Origin of the sequence: Kitasatospora sp. NPDC001261 (assembly GCF_042896795.1) — a bacterium.
Lineage (GTDB): Bacteria > Actinomycetota > Actinomycetes > Streptomycetales > Streptomycetaceae > Kitasatospora.
Genome location: NZ_JBIAXP010000034.1, coordinates 25,490 through 50,351, shown reverse-complemented (window position 1 = coordinate 50,351; position 24,862 = coordinate 25,490). Strand labels below are relative to the sequence as shown.

Genomic DNA, 24,862 nt, shown 5'->3' with positions numbered 1-24,862 from the left:
TATCGATGGTCGGCATCTCCGCCCATCACGCCTCCCCGGCCCCGCCGACCACCATGGACGGCATGACGAACCTCGACGCCTTCGACGCCCCCCTCGCCCTCGACCCCGACGCCGTCCTGCTGCTCATCGACGTCCAGAAGGGCTTCGAGGCCCCCGCCTTCGGCCCCCGCGACAACCCGCAGGCCGAGCAGCGGATGGCCGAGCTGATCACCGCCTGGCAGGACACCGACCGCCCGATCGTCACCGTGCAGCACGACGGCCCGGGCACGCCGCTGGCCGGGGGCACCCCGGGGCACGACCTGAAGGACTTCGTCGCCGGGCTCACCCCGGCGCTGCACGTCACCAAGACCGTCAACAGCGCCTTCTACGGCACCCCCGACCTGCACGCCTGGCTGCAGGAGCGCGGCGCCCGGCAGGTGGTGGTCACCGGGATCATCACCAACGTGTGCTGCGAGACCACCGCCCGGATGGCCGGCAACCTCGGCTACGACGCGATCTTCCCCACCGACGCCATGCACTCCTTCGACATGGCCGGCCCGGACGGCACCACCATCCCGGCCGCCGACCTCGCCCGCGCCACGGCCGCCACCCTGCACGCGATGCGCTTCGCCAAGGTGGTGACCACCGAGGACGTCACCGGAGCCGCCCGGGCCTGAACAGCGGCTCGTAGGCGTTGCCCTCCTCGGCATTGAGCAGCACGTACGACGCCCCGGGGCCCAGCGCGAGCTCCCGCAGCCGCGCCAGGGCCCCGAAGGCCGGGGGACGTCGGGCCCGAGCACGGCGGCCGGGGGGCCGCTGAGCCCAAGCGCGGCGGCGGAGTCGGCGCGGACGGCGTCGAGGAGGGGCACGGCGGCCACCCCACGGACCACGAAGGGGCAGCCGTCAGGCCGCCAGCCGCTCCGCCAGGTACTCCTCCCAGGTCCGCCGCCCGTGGTCGGCGCCCGCCGGGGCCAGGTTCTCCCCCGCCCGGTACGCCCGCCCGACCTTGCCCGGCACCCGGAGCGGCAGCCGCCGGCGGCTGCGGCCGCGCGCCGCGAGGTAGCCGCGGGTCAGCTCCTCCATCGCGTACACCGTCGGACCGGCCAGGTCGGGCACCGCCCCGGCCGGCTCGCCCAGCGCCAACTCCACCAGCCGGGCGGCGACTTCCCGCACGTCCACGGGCTGCCAGCGGACCCCGCCGGGGGCCGGGACGAGCGGCAGCCGGGCCGTCTTCTCCGCCACCGTGAACGCCAGGTCGTGGAACTGCGCGGCCCGCAGGACCGTGTACGGCAGGCCCGATTCGGCCACCGCCCGCTCGGCGGCGTGCTTGGCCCGGAAGTAGCCGAGCGGCAGCCGGTCCGCGCCGATCACCGAGATGTACACCAGGTGCCGCACCCCGGCCCGCCGGGCGGCGGCGACCAGCAGCCGGGTGGCGACGTCGTCGCCCTTGGGGCCGCCCGCCAGGTGCAGCACGGTGTCCACGCCCGCCAGCGCCTCGTCCAGCCGGGCGGCCGCCGTCGCCGGGTCGCCGAGCAGGTCGCCGCGCACGTACGCGACGCCGTCGGCGTCCGGGCGCTCCCGCCGGCTGAGCACCCGCACCGGCAGCCCGGCCGCGCGCAGCAGCGGGACCACCTGCCGGCCCAGGGTCCCGGTACCTCCGGTGACCAGCACCGTGTTCTTCGTCATGACCGTCTCCGATTCGTCCCGGGAGGGGAGTTGATCTCCCCGCCGCGGCCGTTGTTGGGTGATTCCTGCTGCCCTGACCCCCGGCGACGAAGGAATGTGACACGTGGACGAGAAGGTGGACGGGGAATCCGCCCGGACCGCGCTCTTCGAGGAGCACCGCCCGCACCTGCGCGCGGTCGCGTACCGGATGCTCGGCTCGATCAGCGAGGCCGAGGACGCCCTCCAGGAGGCCTGGCTCCGCTACGACCGCACCGACACCGCCGGGGTGGACAACCTCGGCGGCTGGCTGACCACGGTGGTCTCCCGGGTCTGCCTGAACCTGCTGCGCACCCGCGCCCAGCGCCGCGAGGAGCCGCTGGAGCCCGCCGGGCCGGGCGGCGAGCCGGGCCCGCCGCGCATCCCGGACCCGCTGCTGCGGCGCGAGGGCGTGGTGGACCCGGAGCAGGAGGTGATGCTCGCGGACTCGGTCGGGCTGGCGCTGATGGTGGTGATGGAGTCGCTGTCACCGGCCGAGCGGGTCGCCTTCGTGCTGCACGACCTGTTCGCGGTGCCGTTCGAGGAGATCGCCCCGCTGATCGAGAAGACCGCCGCCGCCACCCGCCAGCTGGCCAGCCGGGCCCGCCGCAAGGTGCAGGGGCAGGCGCCCGCGCCCGACCCGGACCCCGGCCGGCAGCGGGCGGCCGTGGACGCGTTCTTCGCCGCCGCCCGCAACGGCGACCTGGACGCGCTGCTCGCCGTGCTCGACCCGGACGTGGTGCTGCGCTCGGACGGCGGCGCGCTGCTGGCCCGGCACACCGTGGTGCTCTCGGGCGCCGGCACGGTGGCCGGCCAGGCCGTCCTGTGGGGCACGCTGTCGCCGTTCGCCCGCCCGGCGCTGGTCAACGGCACCGCGGGCGCGGTGGTCATCGGCGACAACGGCCGGCCGCTGTCGGTCATGGCGTTCACCGTGGTGGACGGCGCGATCGTCGCGATCGACGTGCTCACCGACCCGCAGCGGCTGGCGGGCCTGGACCTCACCGACTTCCGGAACGGCTGACCCGGGAGGCGGGGCGGGGAGGGCGGCCGCGCCCTCCCCGGTCAAGCCCGGTCGGCCCTGCGTTCCCCCCGGTCACCGCGCCACCCTGACCAGCCCCTGAGGCGACGTCACCAGCCCTGCGCGACCACCCAGTCGGCCAGCTTCCGGGCGCAGTCGTCCACCGCCTCCTTCCAGCTGTGCTCGGCACCGTCCCCGGCCTGGTCGCTGACGTGCTTGACCAGCCGCACCGGCAGCCCGGCGCGGTGGGCGACGGTGGCGACGGCGTAGCCCTCCATGTCCACCAGGTCGGCGTGCTCGGCGAGCCGGTCGCGGGCGTCCGTGTCGGAGACGAAGAGGTCGCCGGTGGCCAGCACCGGGCCGTCGCCCTTGCCGATCACCAGCGGGGCCCCGTACTCACGCCCGGTGAGCGCGTGCAGGGCGGCGGTGTCGAGGTCGTGCTGGATCACCTGGACCACGTGGTGGGTGCCCTCCCAGCCGGGGCGCAGCGCGCCGGCCGTACCGAGGTTGATCACCTCGGACGGCTTCTCGCCCTGCGCGAGGACGGTGGCCAGCGCGACGGCGGCGTTGACCTTCCCTATCCCGGTGAGCAGCACGGGCAGGCGGTCGTCCAGGTGGGCGGCCTCCTCGCGCACGGCGACGACGAGCAGCGGACGGTCGGGCGAGATCGTTCCAAGCAGGCGCATACCTCCATCGTACGGAGCGAGGGGTCGCCGCACCCGGGAAAGCCCGCCCGCAACCGGACCCCCGCGCTCCGCCCGGCCGGGGGAACCGCGTAGGGTGCGGCCCGCGTCGGACGGTTCGCCACCTCTCGGGACGACCGGCAGGAGACGACCGGCGGGAGCGGCACGAACCGTACGGGCCGTACGGGCCGCACCGACGGCGCCGACGGCACCGGCCGCGCCGGTGCCACGGGCCGTCCGGGGGACGTGCACGACATGCTCAAGATCGGCGCAAGTCAGGTGTGGTCGGGGGGAGTCACGGCCATACTGCTGCCATCGGTCGGGCCCCGGGGACGGGCCCGGCCCCAGGGGAGGATGAGGCGGGTGGCAACACCAGTAGGCAACGGCGCGTCCGGCGCCGCGTTCCCGGCACGGCCGAACCAGCTGCCGGGGGCGCCGGGCGCCGCGGTGGCGACGGCCGTGCCGGTGGCGGCGGCCGCACCGGGGGCACCGGCCGTCACCGGATCGGCCCCGCTCGCGAAGTCCGGCGGGGCGCCCCCGGCGGCCAGACCCGGTGGGGCGCCCGAGAAGCGCCCTCCGGCGGCCGTCGCCACCGGCGTGCGCGCCCGGCTCGCACAGGCCACCCGCACGCCCCCAGGCCGGCTGCGACTGGCCGGCGTGGTGCTCGCGGTGCTCACCGTCGCCTTCGGCGGGCTCACCGCCTGGCAGCTGGAGACCAGGGCGCAGGCCGCCGACCGGGTGGTCTCGTACAGCCAGCCGCTCAGCCGGGACGCCGCCGAGATCCACCGCAGCCTGGCCGACGCCGCCACCACCGCGGCGAGCGGCTTCCTGCTGGCCGGCGCCGAGCCCGACGCGGTCCGCACCCGCTACGAGCAGGACATCGCCACCGCCGCCAAGCTGATCGCCCAGGCCGCCGCCCGGACCACCGCGACCTCGCCCGCCCAGGGCTCGCTCTCCCGGCTGAACCAGCAACTCCCCGCCTACGCCGGCCTGGTGGAGACCGCGCGGGCCGACAACCGGCAGGGCATCCCGCTCGGCGGCGCCTACCTGCGGTACGCCTCCGAGCAGATGCAGACCGTGCTGCTGCCGGCCGCCGCCGAACTGGCCGCGGCCGAGAACCAGGAGCTGGCCGACGACTACGCCGAGGCCAAGGCGGTGCCGTGGGGGGCGTACGGCCTGGCGCTGGTCACCCTGGCCGCACTGGCCTGGGTGCAGCTCACGCTGTTCCGCCGCACCAACCGGGTGTTCAACATCGGGCTGCTGGGCGCCACCGCCGCCGTCCTGGCCGGCGGGCTGTGGCTGACCGTCACCGGCCTGACCACCAGCGCGGCGCTCAAGCGGAGCGTCCACGAGGGCGCGGCCCCGCTGAAGGCGCTCAACACCGCCCGGGCGGACGTACTGACCGCCCGGCTGGCGGAGAACCTCCACTTCGTCGCCCGCGGCTCGACCACCAAGTACGCCGACCAGTGGACGAAGGCCGTCGGAGACCTCGCCGGCACCACGGACGTCCCGGCGGACCGGTCCGCCGGCTCGCTGCCGGAGGCCCTCCGCCTGGCCCCCTCGGCCGCCCAGCCGGGCGTCCGGGAGGCCGCCAAGCAGTTCGACGAGTGGCGCAAACGGCACGACACCGCCCGGAACCGGGAGGTGTTCGAGGCCGACTACCAGGGCGCGCTGGAGGCCACCGTGACGGCCAAGGGCGACGCGGCCACCGCCGACGCCTCCTTCAACGCCACCGACAAGGCGCTCGCCCAGGCCGCCGACATCGAGCAGGACCGCTTCAAGCAGGCCGCCGAGGGCACCGGCGGGGACCTGCGCACCGCCGCCGTCGCCGCCGCGCTGCTCGGCCTGGTGGCCGCGGCCGCCGCGCTGCGCGGCCTGGGCCGGCGACTGGCCGAGTACCGGTAACGGGCAAGGGGGAGAGCGACCGATGCGCACCAGGGGTTTCAGGAGCTTCAGAGGTTCCAGTGGTTCCGGCCGTTCCGGCGGTTCCGGGAGGAGGACCAGGCCCGCCGTCGCGGTGGCCCTGCTGGCGGCCGGCGCGGCCGTGCTCGCCGGGGGCGGCCCGGTCGGCGCCGCGCCGGCGGCCGTGCACCGGACGAAGCAGGACCAGCAGGAGCAGCAGGAGCAGGCCGACGGCTGCGACGTCACGAAGAGCGTGCCGCCGAGCACCGACGACGGCCCGGCCGTGAAGGCCATCAAGGCCAGGCGCAGCCTGGTGATCGGCGTGGACCAGAACAGCTACCGCTGGGGCGCCCGCAACCCGAACACCGGCCAGATCGAGGGCTTCGACATCGACCTCGCCCGGGCGATCGGCGCGGCCGTCATGGGCGACCCGGAGAAGGTGGTGCTCAAGCCGGTGGCCACGGCCGACCGGATCGACGCCATCAAGAAGGGCCGGGTCGACCTGATCGTCCGCACCATGACGATCAACTGCAAGCGGATGGAGGACGTCGCCTTCTCCAAGCCGTACTTCAACATCACCCAGCGCGTCCTGGTGCCGACGGCCTCGTCGGCGAAGAACATCGACGACGCCGTCAAGGACCAGCGGGTCTGCGCCGCCGCCGGCTCCACCGCGCTGACCGTGGTCACGGAGAAGAAGACCGCCCGGCAGGTCGTCACGGTGGAGAACCAGCTGGACTGCCTGGTCCTGATGCAGCTCGGCAAGGTCGACGCGACCATGACCGACAACGGCCTGGCGGCCGGTCAGGCCGCGCAGGACCAGACCGTGCGGATCGTGGACGGCGAGGCCCAGCCGGAGGTGGTCGGCGTCGCCATGCTGAAGGACAGCACCGACCTGACCGCCCGCGTCAACCAGGTCCTGGCCGACTACTACGCGCGCGGCGACTGGGCCCGTTCGTACGAGCACTGGCTCAAGCCGTACATGCTCAACGAGGCCGACCGCTACTGGCCGGGCACCCGCTGAGCCGGCGTCGGGGCCGCCCCGGGGTCCACCCCGGGCCGGTCCGGGGGCGACGCGGGGGACGGCGCGGGGGAGGTAGCGCGCGGGCCGTCAGCGGGGCGTTGACGGTGCCTTGACGCCCCGCGCCCGCTCCGCCCGAACGGCCACCGGCTAGGGTTCGGGACGATCACCACGGGGAGACCGGTGGTGGACACGGGGGTTGTCGTGGGACCGCACGTCCGGTACGTCCAGCACGTCAGGCACGTCCAGCACGTCAGGAACGTCAGGAACGTCGGGATCGCACGCGAGGAAGGAAGGACACCGCGGTGGCGGCATCGGCTGGCCCGGTACTGAACCGGGAGGAGGTCGACCGCGCGCTCGCCCGCCTCGGCGCGGAGCGGGACGCGGTCGAGTCGGCGCTGCTCGCCCTCCAGGACCACTCGGGCCTGCGGCTGCTGGACGGCGCCGAGCTGTCCGGACGCACCCTGGAGCGCTGGTCCGTCGCCGGCAAGGGCCTGCCCCTGCTCTGGGCGCTGTTCGACCGCTACTCCGAGGCGCTGGCCTCGGCGCGCGCCGTCCGGGCCCGCAAGGCCAAGCCCGGCGCGCCCGAACTGGCCGAGCTGAGCGAACTGCTGACCGGCGACGCGGTGACCGTCCCCGGCGGGGTGGTACCGGACGGCCCGCAGGTGCTCGGCGCGCCGGCCAGGCTGGTCGAGCGGATCAGCCTGGACGCGCTGATGGTCCGGATGAACTCCTGGTACGCCACCGTGCTGGAGGTGGTCAGCGCCGCCGACGCGGTCTGGTCGGCGCTGCCCGCCCGGATCGACCTGCTGCTGGCCGAGCTCCAGCGGGTGCGCACCCTCGCCGCCTCGCTCGGCGTGCGCACCGGGAGCCACCCGCTGGGCGACGACCTGGCCGGGATCGAGCAGGACCTCACCGGGCTGCGCGCCGAGGTCCACGGGGACCCGCTGGCGCTGTGGCGCCCGGCCCGGGTACCCGCCCAGCGCGGCACCGTCCCGGAGGGCTCGGCCTTCGCCGGCCCGGCCGGGGTGGTCGACACCGAGCGGTTCGACCGGGCCGGGCGGGCGCTGGACGGCGTCCGGCTGGAGCTGGAGGACCTGCTGCGGCTGCGCGACGAGGCCGAGGAGCGCCTCCAGGGCGTCGGCGACCTCCTCCAGCGGGCCGACGCCACCCTGGCCGAGGCCCGCCGGGCGCGCGGCGAGGTGCTGGCGAAGATAGCGTCCAGCGACGTCCCGGCGGTGCCCGGACCGGCCTCGGCGCTGCGCGAACGGATCGTCGCGGCCCTGGACCTGCGCCAGGCCGGGCAGTGGGGCCGGCTGGCGCCGCTGCTGGACACGCTGGAGGACGCCGCCGCCAAGGAGCTGGGCCGGGCCCGGCAGTCGCTCACCGAGGTGACCCAGCCGCTGGCCGTCCGGGCCGAGCTGCGCGGCCGGCTGGACGCCTACAAGGCGATGGCGGCCCGGCTGCGGGTCTCCGAGGACCCGGAAGTGATCGAACGGTACGAGAAGGCGCGCTGGCTGCTGTGGAGCGCGCCCTGCGACCTGCGGGCGGCGGCCGCCGCGGTGGCCCGGTTCCAGCAGTCGCTGCGCCCGGCCCAGACCGAGGCCGGGCAGGCACAGGAGGCGGCCGGCCAGGAGCCGGCCGACGGACAGGTCCAGGGGGGCTGAGGGTGATGGGCGGGACGTGCGAACGGCCGGAGTGCTCCGGCAGCGGCAGGATCGACGCCGACGGCTACTGCGACGAGTGCGGGCTCGCCCCGGCGGGCGGGACCACCGCGACGACCGGAGCGGCGGGGGCACCGGGCGCGGGGGCGACAGGGGCCACGGGGACACCGGCCGCCGGCCCCGGCGCGCCCTGCCCGCGCGACTGCTCCGGCACCATCGACCCGGACGGCTACTGCGACGAGTGCGGCCTGACCCCGCCCGGCGGCGACACCGGCGTCACCCAGCCCCACGTCCCCTCCGCCCGGGTCTCCCCCGGCCGCGGCCACGACGGCTCGGCCCGCTCGCTGTCGGTCCGCACCGGCTCGGCCCGCTCGATGTCCGGCCGCTCCCGCTCGCACCGCTCGACCCGCACCGGCAGCAGCCGCTCCCTCTCGGTCCGCTCCACCCGGGGCGGCTCCACCGCCGGCACCCGCAACCGGCTGGGCGCCGGCCTGGTCACCGTGCCGACCGTCGAGGCGGCCGACCCGTCCCAGGCGGTGCTGGCCGACCCCGAGGTGCCCGAGCGCAAGCGGTTCTGCTCCAAGTGCGAGACCCCGGTGGGCCGGGAGAAGAACGGCCGCCCCGGCCGCCCGGACGGCTTCTGCACCAAGTGCGGCACGCCGTACTCGTTCACGCCCAAGCTGCGCCGCGGCGACCTGGTCGGCGGGCAGTACGAGGTGGTGGGCTGCCTGGCGCACGGCGGGCTCGGCTGGATCTACCTGGCGGTGGACCGGCGGGTCCACGACAAGTGGGTGGTGCTCAAGGGCCTGCTGGACACCGGGGACGAGGACGCGCTCGCGGCGGCCGTCGCCGAGCGGCGCTTCCTGGCCGAGGTGGACCACCCGAACATCGTCCGGATCATCAACTTCGCCGAGCACCCGGACCTGCGCACCGGCTCCACCGACGGCTACATCGTGATGGAGTACGTCGGCGGGAAGTCGCTCAAGGACATCGCCAACGAGCGCCGCACCGCGGACGGCCGGCGCGAACCGCTGCCCGTCGAGCAGGGGATCGCGTACGCGCTGGAGGCGCTGCCGGCCCTGGGCTACCTGCACGGCCGGGGCCTGGTGTACTGCGACTTCAAGATCGACAACGTGATCCAGAGCGGCGACACGCTCAAGGTCATAGACATGGGCGCGGTCCGCCGCTTCGACGACGACGGCCCGATCTACGGCACCATCGGCTACCAGGCCCCGGAGATCGCCACCGACGGCCCCTCCGTCGCCTCCGACCTGTACACCGTGGCCCGCACCCTCGCGGTGCTCACCTTCGACTTCCAGGGCTACAGCGGCACCTACCGCGACTCGCTGCCCGGCCCGGAACAGGTCGAGGTCTTCGCCAGGTACGAGTCGTACTACCGCTTCCTGGTCCGCGCCACCGACCCGGACCCGGCCCGCCGCTTCGCCTCCGCCGAGGAGATGGCCGACCAGCTCACCGGCGTGCTGCGGGAGGTCCTGGCCCTCCAGGACGACCGGCCCCGGCCCGCGCCATCCACCCTGTTCGGCCCCGAACTGCGCGTCGTGGACACCGAGTTGGTCCTGCCCACCGAACAGGCCGGGCAGCTCCGGGTGGCCCCCCTGGACCCGGCCGCCGCCGCCCTCGCACTGCCCGTCCCCCGGGTCGACCCCGGCGACCCGAACGCGGGCTTCCTCGCCGTCCTGGTCACCCCCGACCCCGAGGAGACGCTCGCCGCACTGGCCGCCGCGCCCGCCGTCTCGGTCGAGAGCCGGCTGCGCGAACTGCGCGCCCTGCTCGAACTCGGCCGCCACGACGACGCGGTGAACCGCCTCACCGAGCTGGAGCGGGACCAGCCGGACGACTGGCGGGTGGTCTGGTACCGCGGGCTGACCGCCCTCGTCGACGGCTCCTCCACCGCCCTCCGGGCTGCTGCGGAGGCCTTCGACGCCGTCTACGACGCCTTCCCCGGCGAGGCCGCCCCCAAGCTGGCCCTCGCCATCTGCGCCGAGCTGCTCGGCGACGGCGGCGACGCGGCCGAGTTCTACCGGCTGGTGTGGGCCACCGACCACGCCTACCTGAGCGCCGCCTTCGGGCTGGCCCGGGTCCGGCTGGCCGAGGAGGACCGGACCGCCGCGGTCCGCGTCCTGGAGACCGTCCCGGCCACCTCCAGCCACTACACCGCCGCCCGGATCGCCGCCGTCCGGGCCCGGCTGCGCGAGCGCAGGACCACCGACGACCTGGCCGCCGACCTCGGCGCGAGCTCCGCCCAGCTGACCGCGCTGCGGCTGGACGCCCGCCGCCGCGAGGAGCTCGCCGTCGAGGTGCTCGACACGGCCCTCGGCTGGGTCGGCGCCGAGGAGGCGGCCGGCCGGCGCACCACCGACCTGGTGGTACTGGGACGTCCCGCACAGGAGCGGGAACTGCGCTTCGCCCTGGAACAGTCCTACCGGGTACTCGCCCGGTTGGCCGACCGGGCGGAGACCAGGATCGAGATGGTGGAACGGGCCAACCGTGCCCGTCCCAGGACGTGGGTGTAGCAGATGCCGCAGCAGACCGAGTGCCCGAGCTGTTCGGAGCCGATGGACCAGGAGGACGCCTACTGCGGCTCCTGCGGGACCGGCCGGGACGGCCGGGCGGCCCCCGGCTCGATGCCCACGAGCTGGGCCGCCGCCCGCGGCGAGGCCGTACCGTCGCCGCGCGGGCAGGTCTGCGTGCACTGCGGGCAGCCGCAGGTCGCCCCGGACGGCTACTGCGAGGGCTGCGGCAGCGCCCAGCCGCGCCCGCGCGACCACATGGAGAAGGCGCTCGGGGGCGTCGCCGGGGTCAGCGACCGCGGCGTGCGCCACCACCGCAACGAGGACTCCTTCACCGTCGCCGCGACCTCGCTGCCCGGCGGCGAGCCGGTCGTGGTCGCCGTGGTGTGCGACGGCGTCTCCTCCTCCGACCGCCCGGACGAGGCCTCGGAGACCGCCGTGGACGCCGCCTCCGAGTCGCTGCTGACCGCCCTGGAGGCCGGCCGGGACCCGAACTCGGCGATGCGCCAGGCCGTCGCCGACGCCGCCGACGCGGTCGCCGGCCTCGCCACCGACGGCGCCGGCCCCACCCGGCCCGACCTCAACGCGCCCGCCTGCACCTTCGTCAGCGCGATAGCCGCGGGCGGCCGGGTCACCATCGGGTGGGTCGGCGACACCCGGGCGTACTGGATCCCGGACGACCGCGCCGCCGCCGAGCCGTTCCGGCTCACCCAGGACGACTCCTGGGCGGCCCGGATGGTCGAGGCCGGGCTGATGAGCGAGGCCGAGGCCTACGCCGACCCCCGCGCGCACGCGATCACCGGCTGGCTCGGCGCCGACGCCGAGGAGGTCGTGCCGCACACCCTCGACTTCACCCCGCACGTCCCCGGGGTGGTGCTGATCTGCACCGACGGGCTGTGGAACTACGCCGAGGCGGCCACCGACCTGGCGTACTACGTGCGCCCGGACGCCCGCACCGAACCGCTCGCCACGGCGCAGACCCTGGTGAAGTTCGCGGTCGCGGCCGGCGGCCACGACAACATCACCGTCGCCGTGCTGCCGATCGACCCGCCGGCCGCCGCCCTCGAGGCGGCCGAGGAGACCCCCACCGCGTTCGACCTGCCGGTGATCGCTCCGCGCGCGGCCGTCCGGCCGGCCCCGGAGGAGGACGAGGACTACGAGCCGACCCTGCCGGACCTCCCGGTGATCGGCTCCGCCGCCGCCCCGCTGCCCCCGGCCCCGCCCGTACCCCCGGTCCCCCCGGCGCCGTCCGTCCCGCCGACCGCGCCCGCCGTTCCGCCCGTCCCGCCGCAGCCGCCGCACCCGCCGACGGCCTGACCCGACCACCCGCCGGACGCTCCGGCGGCACGGCCCGCCGGCCCCGCCCGGCGGGCCGCCCCACCGTCCTGAGCACGTCCACCCCTCACCCGACGGGAGCCGACCGCCCCATGGCAACACTGGCGAAGCCGAACCTGCCCAGGTTCAACGTGGAGATCTTCCAGAACGAGTACCTGGCCGACGGCGCCCGCGAGGTCAACGCCATCGTCACCGTCACGGCGACCGGCGGCGGCACCTCGGGCGGCCGGCCCCTCGGCTTCGTCGACGCCACCGCGGCGGGCGCCGGCACCGCGGCGGGCGCCGGCACCGCGGCGGCCGTGGTCGTCCTGGTGGACTGCTCGGGCTCGATGGACTACCCCAAGACCAAGATCAACGGCGCCCGCGAGGCCACCGCCGCCGCCATCGACGCGCTGCGCGACGGCACCGCCTTCGCCGTCGTCGCCGGCACCCACGAGGCCCGCGACATCTACCCCGGCGACGGCACCCTCGCCACCGCCTCCGCCACCACCCGCGCGCAGGCCAAGGAGTCGCTGCGCAGGCTCACCGCGGCCGGCGGCACCGCGATGGGCACCTGGCTGGCCAAGGCCGACCAGCTCTTCCTCACCCGCCGCGACATCGCCATCCGGCACGCCGTCCTGCTCACCGACGGCAACAACGAGCACGAGTCGGCCGAGGACCTGGCCCGCACCGTCGAACGGGTGACCGGCCACTTCACCGCCGACTGCCGCGGCGTGGGCACCGACTGGCGGATCGACGAGCTGCGCCGCATCTCCTCGGCGCTGCTCGGCACCACCGACATCGTCGCCGAGCCCTCCGGCCTGGCCGAGGACTTCCGCTCGATGATGGCCGGCGCGATGGGCAAGCAGGTCGCCGACGTCGCGCTGCGGATCTGGACCCCGGCCAACGCCAGGGTCCGGTTCGTCAAGCAGGTCGCCCCCGCGGTCGAGGACCTGAGCTCCCGCCGCACCGAGGCCGGCCCCCGGGCCGGCGACTACCCCACCGGCTCCTGGGGCGACGAGAGCCGCGACTACCACGTCTGCGTCGAGGTGCCGGCCGCCTCGGTCGGCAACGAGATGCTGGCCGCCCGGATCAGCCTGGTGCTGCCCGAGCAGGTCGCCGGCGGCACCCCCGAGGTGCTCACCCAGGGCCTGGTCAAGGCGGTCTGGACCGACGACCTGGCCTCCTCCACCCGGATCAGCCCGCAGGTCGCCCACTACACCGGGCAGGCCGAGCTCGCCTCCTCCATCCAGGAGGGCCTGGAGGCCCACCGGGCCGGGGACGTCGACCGGGCGACCGCCAAGCTGGGCGCCGCCGTCCGGATCGCCCACGCGACCGGGAACGAGGGCACCTACAAGCTGCTCCAGAAGGTGGTGGACGTGGTGGACCCGAAGGAGGGTACGGTTCGGTTCCGTAAGAACGTGAGCGAGGCCGACTCGATGACCCTTGAGACCCGGTCGACCAAGACGGTACGTGTGAAGAAGTGACCGCTGAAGACGTGACCGGGCCGGCACCCCGGCGCGACGCCGCACGGAGCCGGCCCGAAACGAGGGGGACCTGATGCCGATCTGCCCGAGGGGCCACGAGTCGCAGGCCGAGGACTGGTGCGACTTCTGCGGCTTCCCGATGACTCCGCCGGCCCCTGCGCCGGGGGCGCACGGAGGCTATCCGGGGGCGCACGGGGGCGACTCCGCGCCCGGCGCGCACTCCGGACACCCGGGGTACGGCGGCGCCTCCTTCGGCGCGCCGCCGCCTCCGCCGCCGATGCCGCCGGGGGCCGTCCCGCCGCACGGGGCACCCCTGCCGCCGCCCGGCCTGGTGCCCCCGGGCCGGCACGGGGCCGTACCCCCGCACGGGGCCGTCCCGCCGCAGGCCGGACCGCAGGGCCTCACCGCGGGCCTGGCCGTCTGCCCGATCTGCCGCAGCCCGCAGACCGGACGGTTCTGCGAGGAGTGCGGCTACGACTACGAGCTCTCCACGCCCTCGCGCCGCCAGGTGCCCGGCGCGGCACAGCAACAGCAGCAACAGCCGCAGCAGCAGCCGCCGCTGAACATCCCGGCCTCCTACGGCGGCCCCCCGCCGCAGCAGGCCCAGCACGGCCACGCCCCGGCCGGTCAGCCGCCGCACGGCCACGCCCCGGCGGGACAACCGCCGCACGGCCAGCCGCCGCTCGGCCAGCCGCCGTTCGGCCAGCAGCCGCTCGGGCAGTCCCCGCTCGGCCAGCCGCCGGCGGCCCAGCAGGCCGTCGCCCCGCCCGTCCCCCAGCAGCCCCAGGCCCCGGCGCACCAGCACACCTACGGCTACCCGCCGCCGGAGGGCGCGTTCCCCGACACCTCGGTGCGCGAGGACTCCGGCCCGGTGTACGCCCAGCCGACCGGCCCCGGCCCGAACAACCGCGGCGGCGACTTCGGCACCTCGTTCAACCTGGCCCCGCCCGTCCCCCAGCAGCCCCAGGAGACCGCCCCGGCCGAGCCGGTGCGGACCAACTGGATCGCCGTGGTCTCGGCCGACCGGGACTACTTCACCGACATGATGGCCCGCAGCGGCCCCGAGGCGGCCGGCCTGTTCTTCCCGCCGTACTGCCCCGAGCGCCGGATCCCGCTGACCGGCCGCGGCCAGCTGCGGATCGGGCGGCGCAGCCAGCACCGCGGCACGGTGCCGGAGATCGACCTGTCCGTCCCGCCGGAGGACCCGGGCGCCTCGCACCAGCACGCGCTGCTCGCCGAACAGGCGGACGGCAGCTGGGTCCTGGTGGACCAGGACTCGACCAACGGCACCACCATGAACGGCGGCGCGGAGCCCGTCCCGCCGCACACCGCGGTACCGCTGAACGACGGCGACCGGATCCACATCGGCGCCTGGACCACCATCACCGTGCACCGCGGCTGACCGGCCGCCGGTCGGAGGGGATTCTCCGACTGAAAACCCGTCAAATCGTTACCTGACCACACGTCGGTGACAACTCCGGCCGGGCCGGGCGGAATTCGACATCCGCCCGGCCCGGATTTGTTTGGACCATCCTCAAAATATCCGCAAATTCGCCGCCGCGGGCGTGCGCCGGAGCCTTCCCTGCCCCTAGGCTCAGGCCACATGACTGCTGCTATATCCGCTGACGGCATCCGCCAGCGGTACGGGGATGTGCAGGCCGTCGACGGGGTGTCGTTCACCGTCGAGGCCGGCGAGTTCTACGGGATCCTGGGCCCGAACGGCGCCGGGAAGACCACCACGATGGAGATCCTGGAGGGCGTCCGGAAACCGGACGAGGGCCGGGTCGAGCTGCTGGGCATGGCGCCCTGGCCGCGAAATCCGAAACTGCTGCCGCGAATCGGCGTGCAGTTCCAGGCCTCCGCTTTCTTCCGGAAACTGACGGCCCGGGAGACCATCCGCACCTTCGCGTCGTTCTACGGGGTCGGCCCCAAGCGGGCCGACGCGATGCTGGAGCGGGTCGGCCTCTCGGACAAGGCCGAGACCCTGACCGACCAGATGTCCGGCGGCCAGGCCCAGCGCCTGTCGATCGCCTGCGCGCTGGCCCACGACCCGGAGCTCGTCTTCCTGGACGAGCCCACCACCGGGCTGGACCCGCAGGCCCGGCGCAACCTCTGGGACCTCCTGCGGGACATCAACGCCGAGGGCCGCACGGTCGTGCTGACCACGCACTACCTCGACGAGGCCGAGGTGCTCTGCGACCGGGTCTCGATCATGGACCACGGCAAGATCCTGCACACCGGCGCCCCGGCGGCGCTGATCCGCGAGATCGACGACACCGTCCGGATCAGCGTGGCCTCCGGCCAGCTCCCGCTCGAGCGCGCCCGGGAGCTGCTGACCGCGGCCGGCGCGGAGATCGCCACCCTGGAGGACGACAGCGTCTCGCTCTCCGTCTCCACCCGCCTCCCGGCTCCGGTGCTCAGCGTCCTCGCCGAGCAGAACGCGCTGCGCGGCCTGGAAGTGCGCGGCGCCACCCTGGAGGACGTCTTCCTCCAGCTGACCGGACGGGAGTTCCGCGCATGACCGCCACCACCCCCACCGAGCCGCAGGCCCCCGCCCGGCGCGGCGGCCCAGCCGCCGGCGAGCGGGAGCGGGTCAGCGCGTTCTGGAGCCTGTCCCGCGCCATGCTGCTCGGGATGAAGCGCGACCGCACCGCGGCCTTCTTCATCCTGCTGTTCCCGCTGGTGTTCCTGGTCTTCTTCGGCTCCGTGACCAAGGGCTCCGGCAGCCCGCACGCCAAGGTGGCGCAGGTCGGCGCGGTGAAGCTGTTCGACTCGATCCAGGGCGAGGACCGGGCCGGGCTGGACAAGGTCCTCACCATCACGAAGACCGACGACGAGGCCGGCACGCTGGAGAAGGTCCGCAAGGGCGACTACGACGCGCTGATCAAGCAGGGCCCGAACGGCACGGTCGAGCTGCGCTACACCGCCGCCGACCAGGTCCGGGCCGGCGCGCTCCAGGGCATCCTCAACTCGGTGGTCCAGAGCGCCAACCAGGCCGCCACCGGGCAGAAGCCGGCCTTCGTGCTGGACTCCCAGCAGGTCGAGGACAAGTCACTCAAGCCGATCCAGTTCCTCACCCCCGGCCTGCTCGGCTGGGCCGTCGCCACCGGCGCGGTGTTCGGTGCCGCGCTGACCCTGGTCAACTGGCGCAAGACCAAGGTGCTGCGCCGGCTGCGGCTGGCCCCGCTCAGCGCCGGAACCGTGATCAGCTCCCGGATCCTGGTCTCGCTGCTGACCGCGTTCCTGCAGACCGCCGTCTTCCTGGTGGTCGCGACCGGCTTCTTCGGGCTGAAACTCACCGGCAACTGGTGGCTGGTCATCCCGCTGGTGGCCTGCGCGACGCTCGCCTTCATGTCGATCGGCCTGCTGGCCGGCTCGGTCGCCAAGACCGAGGAGGCGGCCAACGGCATCTCGCAGATCATCGTGCTGCCGATGTCCTTCCTGTCCGGCTCGTTCTTCCCGCTGGACGGCGCCCCGGAGTGGCTGAAGGCCGTCTCCAAGGTCATGCCGCTGCACTACCTGGTCGAATCCGCCCAGTCGGTGCTCACCCGCGGCGGCGGCGTCATGGACGCCGTGCCGACCATGGGCGGCCTGCTGCTCTTCGCGGCCGTGCTGACCGGCATCTCCTGGAAGCTGTTCCGCTGGGAGGACTGACCGTCCGGCGCTGATCTGCTACGCCGACGTCCGTGCCGACGTCCGCCGGTCCCCTCCCGACGGGGTCGTACGCCTTTGGTCCCGGTGTACGACCCCGTCGGCGTCTGCGACCATGGTCGGGTGAGAGAGATCCGGCGAGGCACGTTGAGCGAGGAGACCTTCTACGACCAGGTCGGCGGTGAGCCGACCTTCCGGCGGCTGGCCCACCGGTTCTACGAAGGCATCGCCGAGGACGAGTTGCTGCGGCCGATGTACCCCGAGGAGGACCTCGGGCCCGCCGAGGAGCGGATGGCCCTCTTCCTGATGCAGTACTGGGGCGGCCCGCGCACCTACAGCGAGCGGCGCGGCCACCCGCGGCTGCGGATGCGGCACGCGCCGTTCAAGGTCGACAAGGCCGCGCACGACGCCTGGCTCACCCACATGCGGGCGGCCGTCGCGGACCTGGAGCTGCCGGCCGAGCACGAGCAGCAGCTGCTCGAGTACCTGGTCTACGCCGCCGCCTCGATGATCAACACCCCGGGCTGAGCCCGGAGCGCTCCTCGGCGGAGCGGGCCGGGCCCCGGACCGCTGTTACCGGAGCGGGCCTGGCCCTGGACCGCCGTTACCGGAGCGGGCTGAGGCCCAGCCCCGCGCCCGGCGCGGCCGCGGTCCGCACCACCACCGAGCCCACCGGGGAGCTCAACCGCAGCCAGCCGCCCGCCCGGTGCACCGAGAGCGGCGCCTCGGGGCTCAGGAAGCCGATCCGGTACGAGGCGTGCACGGCGCGCAGCGGCAGCTCCGGCAGCACCGAGACCGGGCGGGACCACACCTCGTCCGCCAGCCGGTCCAGCACCGCGCGGGTGCGGTGGTGCTCCGGGACGGCCTCGCTGCGCTCGCGGAACTCCCCGACCGCCGCCATCAGTTCGCGGCACACCTCGGCCGCCGGCGGGGTGCCGACCGGCCGCCAGCCGGTGCGCGGCGGCAGCAGCCCGGCCCAGGCCGGACCGGTCACCGGCGCGGGCAGCGCGACGGCGCCCGAAGCTGCGTCCACGCCGTCCAGCAGCTGGCCCGCGGAGACGGTCAGGTCCACCGGCTCGTCCAGACCGTCCAGCCGGGCCGTGCGGATCGCCAGCACGCCCGAGTCGCCCAGCGGCAGCCGTCCGAAGACCGCCAGCACGCCGTCCCCCTCGCCCGGACCCACCGCCTGGATCCGGACGGCCGCCGCCCGGTCGAAGCGCAGCAGGCGCAGCAGGAAGGCGGAGAGGTCGGCGGCCTCCCCGGTGTCGGTCAGGGCGAGACGGGCGGTGATGGTCACAGTGGTTCAGCTCGAATCGTCGGGTGCGGTCAGACGGCGGCGACTACCGGCTCTTCGTCCATGAAGCGGCCGAGGAACTCCCGCTCCACCGGCGAGATCCGGCGCGGCCGGCCCTCGGCCAGGTCGTAGGGGACGACCACGGTGGACGCCCGGACGTACACGATGTCACTGCCGTCCTCGGCGACGTCCTTGATCTCGTACGAGACGGTCAGCGAGGCGCCGCCGATCTTCGTCACCCAGGTCTCGATGGTGACCGGCTCGGGCCGGTGCACCAGCGGACGCTTGTAGTCGATCTCGTGGCGGGCCACCACCGAGCCGCCCGCGAACTCCCCGGCACCGGCCGCGGCGGCCTGGGTGAACATGAAGTCGATCCGGGCCTCCTCCAGGTAGCGCAGGAAGACCACGTTGTTGACGTGCCCGAAGGCGTCCATGTCGGACCAGCGCAGCGGGCAGGCGTAGATGTGGCGAGCCACGGGAGTTCTCCTCGGTGTCCGGTCGCCCGCCGCCGTCCACCGCCGGGGCGGCGGGCGGTCGGCGACGGGCCGCGGCCCGGCAGGCCGCCCCGGAGGGCAGTCTGCCGGGCCGTCGTGACGGCTGGGTGTCAGCCTCGGGTCAGCTTCTTGTACGTGGCCCGGTGCGGACGGGCGGCGTCGGCGCCGAGCCGCTCGATCTTGTTCTTCTCGTACGACTCGAAGTTGCCCTCGAACCAGAACCACTTGCTCTCGCCCTCGTAGGCGAGGATGTGGGTGGCCACCCGGTCCAGGAACCAGCGGTCGTGGGAGATGACCACGGCGCAGCCGGGGAACTCCAGCAGGGCGTTCTCCAGCGAGGAGAGCGTCTCGACGTCGAGGTCGTTGGTGGGCTCGTCGAGGAGCAGCAGGTTGCCGCCCTGCTTGAGGGTCAGCGCCAGGTTCAGGCGGTTGCGCTCACCACCGGAGAGCACGCCGGCCGGCTTCTGCTGGTCCGGGCCCTTGAAGCCGAAGGCCGACACGTAGGCGCGGGACGGCATCTCGACCTGGCCGACGTTGATCCAGTCCAGACCGTCGGAGACGACCTCCCAGAGGGTCTTCTTCGGGTCGATGTTGGCGCGGGTCTGGTCGACGTAGCTGATCTTGACCGTCTCGCCGACCTTGACCGTGCCGCTGTCCGGGGTCTCCAGGTCCTGGAGCATCTTGAACAGGGTGGTCTTGCCGGCGCCGTTCGGGCCGATGATGCCGACGATGCCGTTGCGCGGCAGGGTGAAGCTCAGGTCGTCGATCAGGACCTTCTCACCGAAGGCCTTGTTGAGGTTCTCGACCTCGATGACGATGCTGCCCAGGCGCGGGCCCGGCGGGATCTGGATCTCCTCGAAGTCCAGCTTCCGCATCTTGTCCGCCTCGGCCGCCATCTCCTCGTAGCGGGCCAGACGTGCCTTGGACTTCGCCTGGCGGCCCTTGGCGTTGGAGCGGACCCACTCCAGCTCCTCCTTGAGGCGCTTGGCGCGCTTGGCGTCCTTCTGCCCCTCGACCTTCAGGCGGGACTGCTTGGACTCCAGGTAGGTGGAGTAGTTGCCCTCGTAGCCGATCGCGCGGCCGCGGTCGAGCTCCAGGATCCAGCCGGCCACGTTGTCCAGGAAGTACCGGTCGTGGGTGACGGCGACGACGGTGCCCGGGTACTTGGCCAGGTGCTGCTCCAGCCAGTTCACCGACTCGGCGTCCAGGTGGTTGGTGGGCTCGTCGAGCAGCAGCAGGTCGGGGGACTCCAGCAGCAGCTTGCAGAGCGCCACGCGGCGCTTCTCGCCACCGGAGAGCTTGGTGACCGGCCAGTCGCCGGGCGGGCAGCCCAGGGCGTCCATGGCCTGCTCCAGCTGGGCCTCCAGGTCCCACGCGTTGGCGTGGTCCAGCTCCTCCTGGAGCTTGCCCATCTCGTCCAGCAGGGCGTCCGAGTAGTCGGTCGCCATCAGCTCGGCGATCTCGTTGAAGCGGTCGAGCTTCCCCTTGATCTCCTTGACGCCGTCCTCGACGTTCTCCAGGACGGTCTTGGTCTCGTCCAGCGGCGGCTCCTGGAGCAGCATGCCGACGGTGAAACCGGGCGAGAGGAAGGCGTCGCCGTTGGAGGGGTGCTCCAGGCCGGCCATCATCTTCAGCACGGTGGACTTACCGGCGCCGTTGGGGCCCACGACGCCGATCTTCGCTCCGGGGAGGAAGCTGAGCGTCACGTCGTCAAGGATGACCTTGTCTCCGTGAGCCTTGCGCACCTTGCGCATCGTGTAGATGTATTCCGCCACGTGAGATCGCTCCGGCGTCGTCGGGAGTATTCGGCTTGCAGCCTTCCATTGTGCCGCACCCGGCCCTGAGGCCCGAATCGCCTGGATGACCCCACCGGGGTATCCGGAAGCGCTCCCGCCCGCCCCGGCCCCGCCGCCCGGACCGCGACCGCCCGGCGCCCCCGGGGCCCCGTCCGGGAAACGCGACGGCCCGGCTCCCCGCAGCGGGTGCGGGGAGCCGGGCCGGTTGCCGCTCTCAGGGCCTCGGGAGGTCGGTGACCCCCGGCCCGCTCGGGCGGTTCCGTCGCTTCGGGCGCTTCGGGCGCCTCAGGCGGTTCGGACGGTTCAGGCGGTGGTGCGACCGTGGCGGCCGCGGCGGCGCAGGACGAAGACGGCGGCGCCACCGGCCACGACCAGGCCACCGGCGACGGCGGCGAGGATCGGGGTGGAGTCATTGGCACCGGTCTGGGCCAGGCCACCGGTGCCCGGGGCGGCGCTGGTGGTCGCCGGGGTCGGCTGGCCGGCGCCGGTGCTCGGGGTGCCCGACGGGGCCGCGCTCGGGGTGCCGGACGGCGTGCCGGTCGCGGCGGGGGTGGTCGGGGCCGGGGTCGGCGTCACGCCGACCTTGCAGTCCAGGACGCCGGTGAACTGCTTGGTGTAGCCGTTCGGGCCGGTCACGGTGAAGTCGTAGTGCGCCTTCTCCTCGACCTTGACGAGCACGCTCTCGGTCTTGCCCGGCTGGACGGCGACCTGCTGCTTGCCGACCGTGACGGTGGCGGCCTCGTCACCGCTGTTGGTGACGGACACCCGCACGCCGCCGGTGGCGCACTCCTCCTTGGCGGTGCTGTCGATCAGCGCGCCCTTGCCCTGCTTCCAGGTGGCCTTGGCGCCGCCGGCGACGTTCACCTTGGTGGAGCCGGCCAGGATCATGGTCTGGCTGTGGCGGCCGCGGGAGTCCACGCCGCTCATGAAGACCCGGCCGCTGAGCACGGTGGCCTCGGCGGTGGCGTTGATGGCGGCCTTGCCGTCCGGGGTGCCGGCCGGCACGTCCAGGAACAGCGGGGTGTCCTTGCCGATCGGACCGGCCAGGCTGCCGTTGACCGGCTTGCTGTCCTTGTCCAGCAGCTTGATCTTGTCCGCGGCGTCGCCGGTGACGGTCAGCTTGACCTCGTTCGCGCTGGAGTTCAGCAGGAACGGGCCGAGCTTGCCGCCCGACTTCCCGGAGACCGAGTCCGGGGAGAGGGTCAGCGAGGGCTTCGGCTCGGCCGCGACGCCCTTGTTGGCGTCGCCGACGAGGTAGTCGCGCAGCTTCTTGGCCTTGTCGTTGCGCGGGACGGCGTTCTTGTTGTCCGAGAACTTCCAGATCGCGGCCTGGGTGCCGGCGGCGGCGTCCGCGTCGGTCAGGCTGTCGACGCCGGCGGCCGTCGCGAGGGACGTCAGGCTGGCCTGCGGGTACGAGTTGTCCAGGATCCAGCGGATCTTGGGGGCGTTCGCGTTGCTGTTGAGCGAGCTCGACGCCCAGTCCGCCTCGTGGTACTTGGCGCCGCTGTCCAGGTAGACCGGGTTGTCGAAGTCGATGCAGTACGTCCGGAGCTTCTCCCCGGCAGCCGTCTTGAGGGTGAACAGACCGCCGTCGACGGTGCCCTTGCCCTCGACGTCGATCTTCTCGCCGAGCATCTCGTTCTGGACTTCCGCCGTCACGCCCGAGGTCGGGGCGCCGGCCGCGACCGCCGCACCGGCCGCGAACAGGCCTCCGCCAAGCGCCAAGCTGGTCGTGAGCATGACAGTGGTTATCCGGGACAGACTCCGCCCCTGCCTCTGGAACATCTGGGATCCCTCCGGGCCGGGCCGCACCGAGTGGGCGGCCCGCCGACTTGCCGTTCCGCGCGTGCCCCCTGTGGCACTGCTACGGGTATGAACCAGACGAATCCTATTGAGCCCCAGAGGCCCGGAAACCCCCATGCGAAATCAGGACGATTCCGTATCTGGATCGTTATCAATCCCCTCAGGTCCCACACAAGCTGACGGTCGGCCAGAAAGTCCCGGGCCGCTTTCTGTTATCCGGTCGGATTGCGCGTGCGGGCGCAACGACGTTCTCGATCAACATATTTGTCGACAGGGAAGGTCACCGACCGATCAGGTCAGGGCATCCTCGGCGCCACCTCCCCGCTCCGCCCCGGACACCTCGCCCGACTCCCCCGCGGCCGGCCGCCCGCCCGGCGGCAGCGCCCGGACGACGGGCGCCGCGACCGCCGCCGGGGCCGGCGCCGGAGGCGCCCCAGAGCCCCTGCGCGCCTCCACCGCGCTGACGATCCACCCCGGCACGGCCTCGCCCCCGCCCTCCACCCCGGCCGGACCGGCGCCGCCCGGCGGCTGCCCGCGCACCCCCGCCGCCCACCGGAACGCCGTGGTACCACGGGTGAGGTCGTGTCCGACCGATCGGGCGTCGATCTCGGCCCGGCTCCGCTTCACCTCCCCCTCCGTCCACTCGCGCACCCGCAGCCGGCCGCTCACCAGCACCGGATCGCCCTTGGACAGCGAGCCGATCAGATTGACCGCCAGCGCCCGCCAGGCCGTCACCGCCACCCACTGCGTCTCGCCGTCCACCCAGCACTCGCGCTGCCGGTCGTACCGCCGCTCGGTGCAGCCGAGCCGGAAGTTCGCCATCGGCACCCCGCCGCTGGTTTCGCCGTAGCTCACCTCCGTCGCCACATTGCCGATCACCGTCACATGCGTCTCGCTCACGGCACACCCTCCGTTCTCGCCGATGCACCGTACGGAATCGACCGGTGCGCCTTGAGCGTGCACTTCGGGGGAAATCCGGGCCACCGACTTCCGAAATCCTGTGGATAACTCGGGCCTGTGGAACTGTTGTCACCCGCAGGGGTGAATTTCAGCCTTCCGTCGCCGCTTCGACCCCGCTTCTTCGCGGCCATGACAACAAACTCGCTGCTCGCCGCCCGGCCGGCGCACCCCGGAACCCGCCCGGGAACGCGCCCCGGAAGGCGCCCCGACGGCCGTCCGCGCACGTCATACGACCGGCGCAACCGCGATTAAGGCCCCCACCCGCACCGTCGGCGCCGCATTCTCCGTGCCGAATCCATAACGGGTGAGGAGGCAGCCCCGTAACGACTGCACAACGTCCGGCGCGGAACACTCCCAGACCGCTGCACTCACGGCCTTCACCTGCGATTATCGGACCGCTCCACCGAACCGACACACCAACGGCGGTGTCGTCACACCCGGCCTGGGAACCGGTCACCCTTATCCTGTCCCCGACAGGGCGAGGGCCCACCACCCCCACCCCCACCCTCAGGTACGGGGCCGGACAGCGCGCGCCCCGGCGCTCGCCAGCCCGATCCCGGCCACGGTCGCGCCCGCCAGGGCACCGCCCGTCCCGCCCCCATAGCTCAGCGGATAGAGCACCCGCCTTCTAAGCGGTAGGTCGCAGGTTCGAATCCTGCTGGGGGCACCACCCCGCAATTCCGCAGGCCACCACTCCGGCGGACACTTTCCGTGTCCGCTCCGGACCAGTCGGTAATCCCGTACACCAACCGTTCCGCGCACTCATCGCACAGAACTCGTGACCATGCGTGTCGGGGCCGCCGCGAAAACGGGGCGAAAAACGGGGCCAACCGGAACAACCGGAATTCCCGGTGAATCCCCCACCCCGAACACGCCGGAGCCCGCCCCGGGCCGGGCCGGCGCTCCCGGAAGCGCCCCGGCCTACCCCGCCAGCCCGGCCAGCCCGGCCAGGTAGGCGTCCAGCAGCTCCGTCTGCCGCTCCGCCGGGAACTCCTCCGGGGCGAACAGCGCCTGGACCACCAGGCCCAGCACAAAGGCCTGCGCCCCCGCCGCGAGCGCGGCCGGGTCGGCCCGCGCCGGGAGCTCCCCCAGCCGCTGGGCGTCCGCGACGTGCGCCGTGAGCGCGGTGCGCGAGCGCGCGTAGCGGCCCGCGTGGGCGGCCGCCAGCTCCGGGTCGGCCAGGGCGTGGTCCCAGGAGCCGACCCAGATCCGGTTGTCGGCGGCGGCCTCACCGTCCAGCGGCAGCACGTCCAGCAGCGACGCCCGCACCCGGGCCAGGCCGGCCGGCGGCGCGCTGCCGTCGGCGGGGGCGGTGCGCCGGGGCCGGGCCAGCGAGCGCCGGTCCAGCTCCTCCAGCGCGTGGCTCAGCAGCGCCCGCTTGTTCGGGAAGTAGTGCGTCAACAGCCCGGTGGAGGCACCCAGTTCGGCGGCCACCGCGCGCAGGGTCAGCCCCTCGAAGCCCCGGGTGGAGAGCACCCGCCACACCCCCTCGGAGACTTCCGAGCGTCGGGCGTCATGGTCTCCACGGGCCGGTGTCATGGGGGCTATCTTACGTACCAAACGTTTG

The 24,862-nt window shown here is 74.0% G+C and carries 20 protein-coding genes and 1 tRNA gene; 13 read left to right on the top strand and 8 right to left on the bottom strand.

Annotated elements, in window-relative coordinates; translation table 11 throughout:
* Window positions 1-5 precede the first annotated feature (5 nt).
* A complete protein-coding gene (locus ACFY4B_RS35510; RefSeq protein ID WP_338016376.1) occupies window positions 6-656 on the top strand; it encodes a cysteine hydrolase family protein in 651 nt (216 codons plus the stop codon).
* A gap of 226 nt (window positions 657-882) precedes the next feature.
* On the opposite strand, the gene ACFY4B_RS35505 is transcribed toward ACFY4B_RS35510, so the two are convergent.
* Window positions 883-1,665, bottom strand: a complete 783-nt coding sequence (locus ACFY4B_RS35505) for an SDR family oxidoreductase (protein ID WP_387974819.1) — start codon at window positions 1,663-1,665, stop codon at window positions 883-885.
* A 103-nt stretch (window positions 1,666-1,768) separates the two neighbouring features.
* Here ACFY4B_RS35505 and ACFY4B_RS35500 point away from each other — a divergent pair, with 103 nt between their 5' ends.
* Window positions 1,769-2,701 carry a sigma-70 family RNA polymerase sigma factor gene (locus ACFY4B_RS35500; protein ID WP_387974816.1) on the top strand — a complete coding sequence of 311 codons (933 nt, stop codon included), beginning with the start codon at window positions 1,769-1,771 and terminating at the stop codon, window positions 2,699-2,701.
* A gap of 107 nt (window positions 2,702-2,808) precedes the next feature.
* On the opposite strand, the gene ACFY4B_RS35495 is transcribed toward ACFY4B_RS35500, so the two are convergent.
* Window positions 2,809-3,384, bottom strand: a complete 576-nt coding sequence (locus ACFY4B_RS35495) for a nucleosidase (protein ID WP_049649370.1) — start codon at window positions 3,382-3,384, stop codon at window positions 2,809-2,811.
* A 360-nt stretch (window positions 3,385-3,744) separates the two neighbouring features.
* Between ACFY4B_RS35495 and ACFY4B_RS35490 the strand changes: the two genes are divergently transcribed.
* From ACFY4B_RS35490 to ACFY4B_RS35445, 10 genes are all read left to right on the top strand, one after another.
* Window positions 3,745-5,286, top strand: coding sequence for a hypothetical protein (locus tag ACFY4B_RS35490; RefSeq protein ID WP_387974813.1), 1,542 nt, complete (start codon window positions 3,745-3,747; stop codon window positions 5,284-5,286).
* Window positions 5,287-5,398: 112 nt separating this feature from the next.
* Complete coding sequence (locus ACFY4B_RS35485) at window positions 5,399-6,304, top strand: glutamate ABC transporter substrate-binding protein (protein WP_387974810.1); 906 nt, start codon at window positions 5,399-5,401, stop codon at window positions 6,302-6,304.
* A gap of 302 nt (window positions 6,305-6,606) precedes the next feature.
* Window positions 6,607-7,968 (top strand): hypothetical protein, encoded by a 1,362-nt coding sequence (locus ACFY4B_RS35480; RefSeq protein ID WP_234348701.1) that lies wholly within the window; start codon window positions 6,607-6,609, stop codon window positions 7,966-7,968.
* 5 nt (window positions 7,969-7,973) lie between these two features.
* Window positions 7,974-10,499, top strand: coding sequence for a tetratricopeptide repeat protein (locus ACFY4B_RS35475; RefSeq protein WP_387974807.1), 2,526 nt, complete (start codon window positions 7,974-7,976; stop codon window positions 10,497-10,499).
* A 3-nt stretch (window positions 10,500-10,502) separates the two neighbouring features.
* A complete protein-coding gene (locus ACFY4B_RS35470; protein ID WP_375873171.1) occupies window positions 10,503-11,813 on the top strand; it encodes a protein phosphatase 2C domain-containing protein in 1,311 nt (436 codons plus the stop codon).
* 110 nt (window positions 11,814-11,923) lie between these two features.
* On the top strand, window positions 11,924-13,297 hold the full coding sequence (locus ACFY4B_RS35465; protein ID WP_387974804.1) for a VWA domain-containing protein: 1,374 nt from the start codon (window positions 11,924-11,926) through the stop codon (window positions 13,295-13,297).
* Between the two features lie 73 nt (window positions 13,298-13,370).
* Window positions 13,371-14,699, top strand: coding sequence for an FHA domain-containing protein (locus tag ACFY4B_RS35460; RefSeq protein ID WP_387974801.1), 1,329 nt, complete (start codon window positions 13,371-13,373; stop codon window positions 14,697-14,699).
* Window positions 14,700-14,900: 201 nt separating this feature from the next.
* Window positions 14,901-15,818, top strand: a complete 918-nt coding sequence (locus ACFY4B_RS35455) for an ABC transporter ATP-binding protein (protein ID WP_049657872.1) — start codon at window positions 14,901-14,903, stop codon at window positions 15,816-15,818.
* Complete coding sequence (locus tag ACFY4B_RS35450; RefSeq protein WP_079272765.1) at window positions 15,815-16,951, top strand: ABC transporter permease; 1,137 nt, start codon at window positions 15,815-15,817, stop codon at window positions 16,949-16,951. The genes ACFY4B_RS35455 and ACFY4B_RS35450 overlap by 4 nt, the downstream gene beginning before the upstream one ends.
* Window positions 16,952-17,071: 120 nt before the next feature.
* Complete coding sequence (locus ACFY4B_RS35445) at window positions 17,072-17,476, top strand: globin (RefSeq protein WP_049657871.1); 405 nt, start codon at window positions 17,072-17,074, stop codon at window positions 17,474-17,476.
* Between the two features lie 76 nt (window positions 17,477-17,552).
* Here the strand turns inward: ACFY4B_RS35445 and ACFY4B_RS35440 are convergent, their stop codons facing one another.
* From ACFY4B_RS35440 to ACFY4B_RS35420, 5 genes are all read right to left on the bottom strand, one after another.
* Complete coding sequence (locus ACFY4B_RS35440; protein ID WP_049657869.1) at window positions 17,553-18,245, bottom strand: hypothetical protein; 693 nt, start codon at window positions 18,243-18,245, stop codon at window positions 17,553-17,555.
* A 29-nt stretch (window positions 18,246-18,274) separates the two neighbouring features.
* Window positions 18,275-18,718 (bottom strand): acyl-CoA thioesterase, encoded by a 444-nt coding sequence (locus ACFY4B_RS35435; RefSeq protein WP_387974798.1) that lies wholly within the window; start codon window positions 18,716-18,718, stop codon window positions 18,275-18,277.
* Between the two features lie 128 nt (window positions 18,719-18,846).
* Window positions 18,847-20,511, bottom strand: a complete 1,665-nt coding sequence (gene ettA, locus ACFY4B_RS35430) for an energy-dependent translational throttle protein EttA (RefSeq protein WP_049657863.1) — start codon at window positions 20,509-20,511, stop codon at window positions 18,847-18,849.
* A gap of 324 nt (window positions 20,512-20,835) precedes the next feature.
* Window positions 20,836-22,272, bottom strand: a complete 1,437-nt coding sequence (locus ACFY4B_RS35425; RefSeq protein WP_181970694.1) for a Cys-Gln thioester bond-forming surface protein — start codon at window positions 22,270-22,272, stop codon at window positions 20,836-20,838.
* Window positions 22,273-22,626: 354 nt separating this feature from the next.
* Entirely contained in the window at window positions 22,627-23,235 is a 609-nt protein-coding gene (locus tag ACFY4B_RS35420) for a single-stranded DNA-binding protein (RefSeq protein WP_387974795.1), read from the bottom strand.
* Between the two features lie 654 nt (window positions 23,236-23,889).
* On the opposite strand from ACFY4B_RS35420, the gene ACFY4B_RS35415 reads away from it, so the two are divergent.
* A tRNA-Arg gene (locus ACFY4B_RS35415) sits at window positions 23,890-23,965 on the top strand.
* A gap of 251 nt (window positions 23,966-24,216) precedes the next feature.
* Here ACFY4B_RS35415 and ACFY4B_RS35410 read toward each other — a convergent pair.
* Complete coding sequence (locus tag ACFY4B_RS35410; RefSeq protein WP_380739237.1) at window positions 24,217-24,834, bottom strand: TetR/AcrR family transcriptional regulator; 618 nt, start codon at window positions 24,832-24,834, stop codon at window positions 24,217-24,219.
* Window positions 24,835-24,862 lie beyond the last annotated feature (28 nt).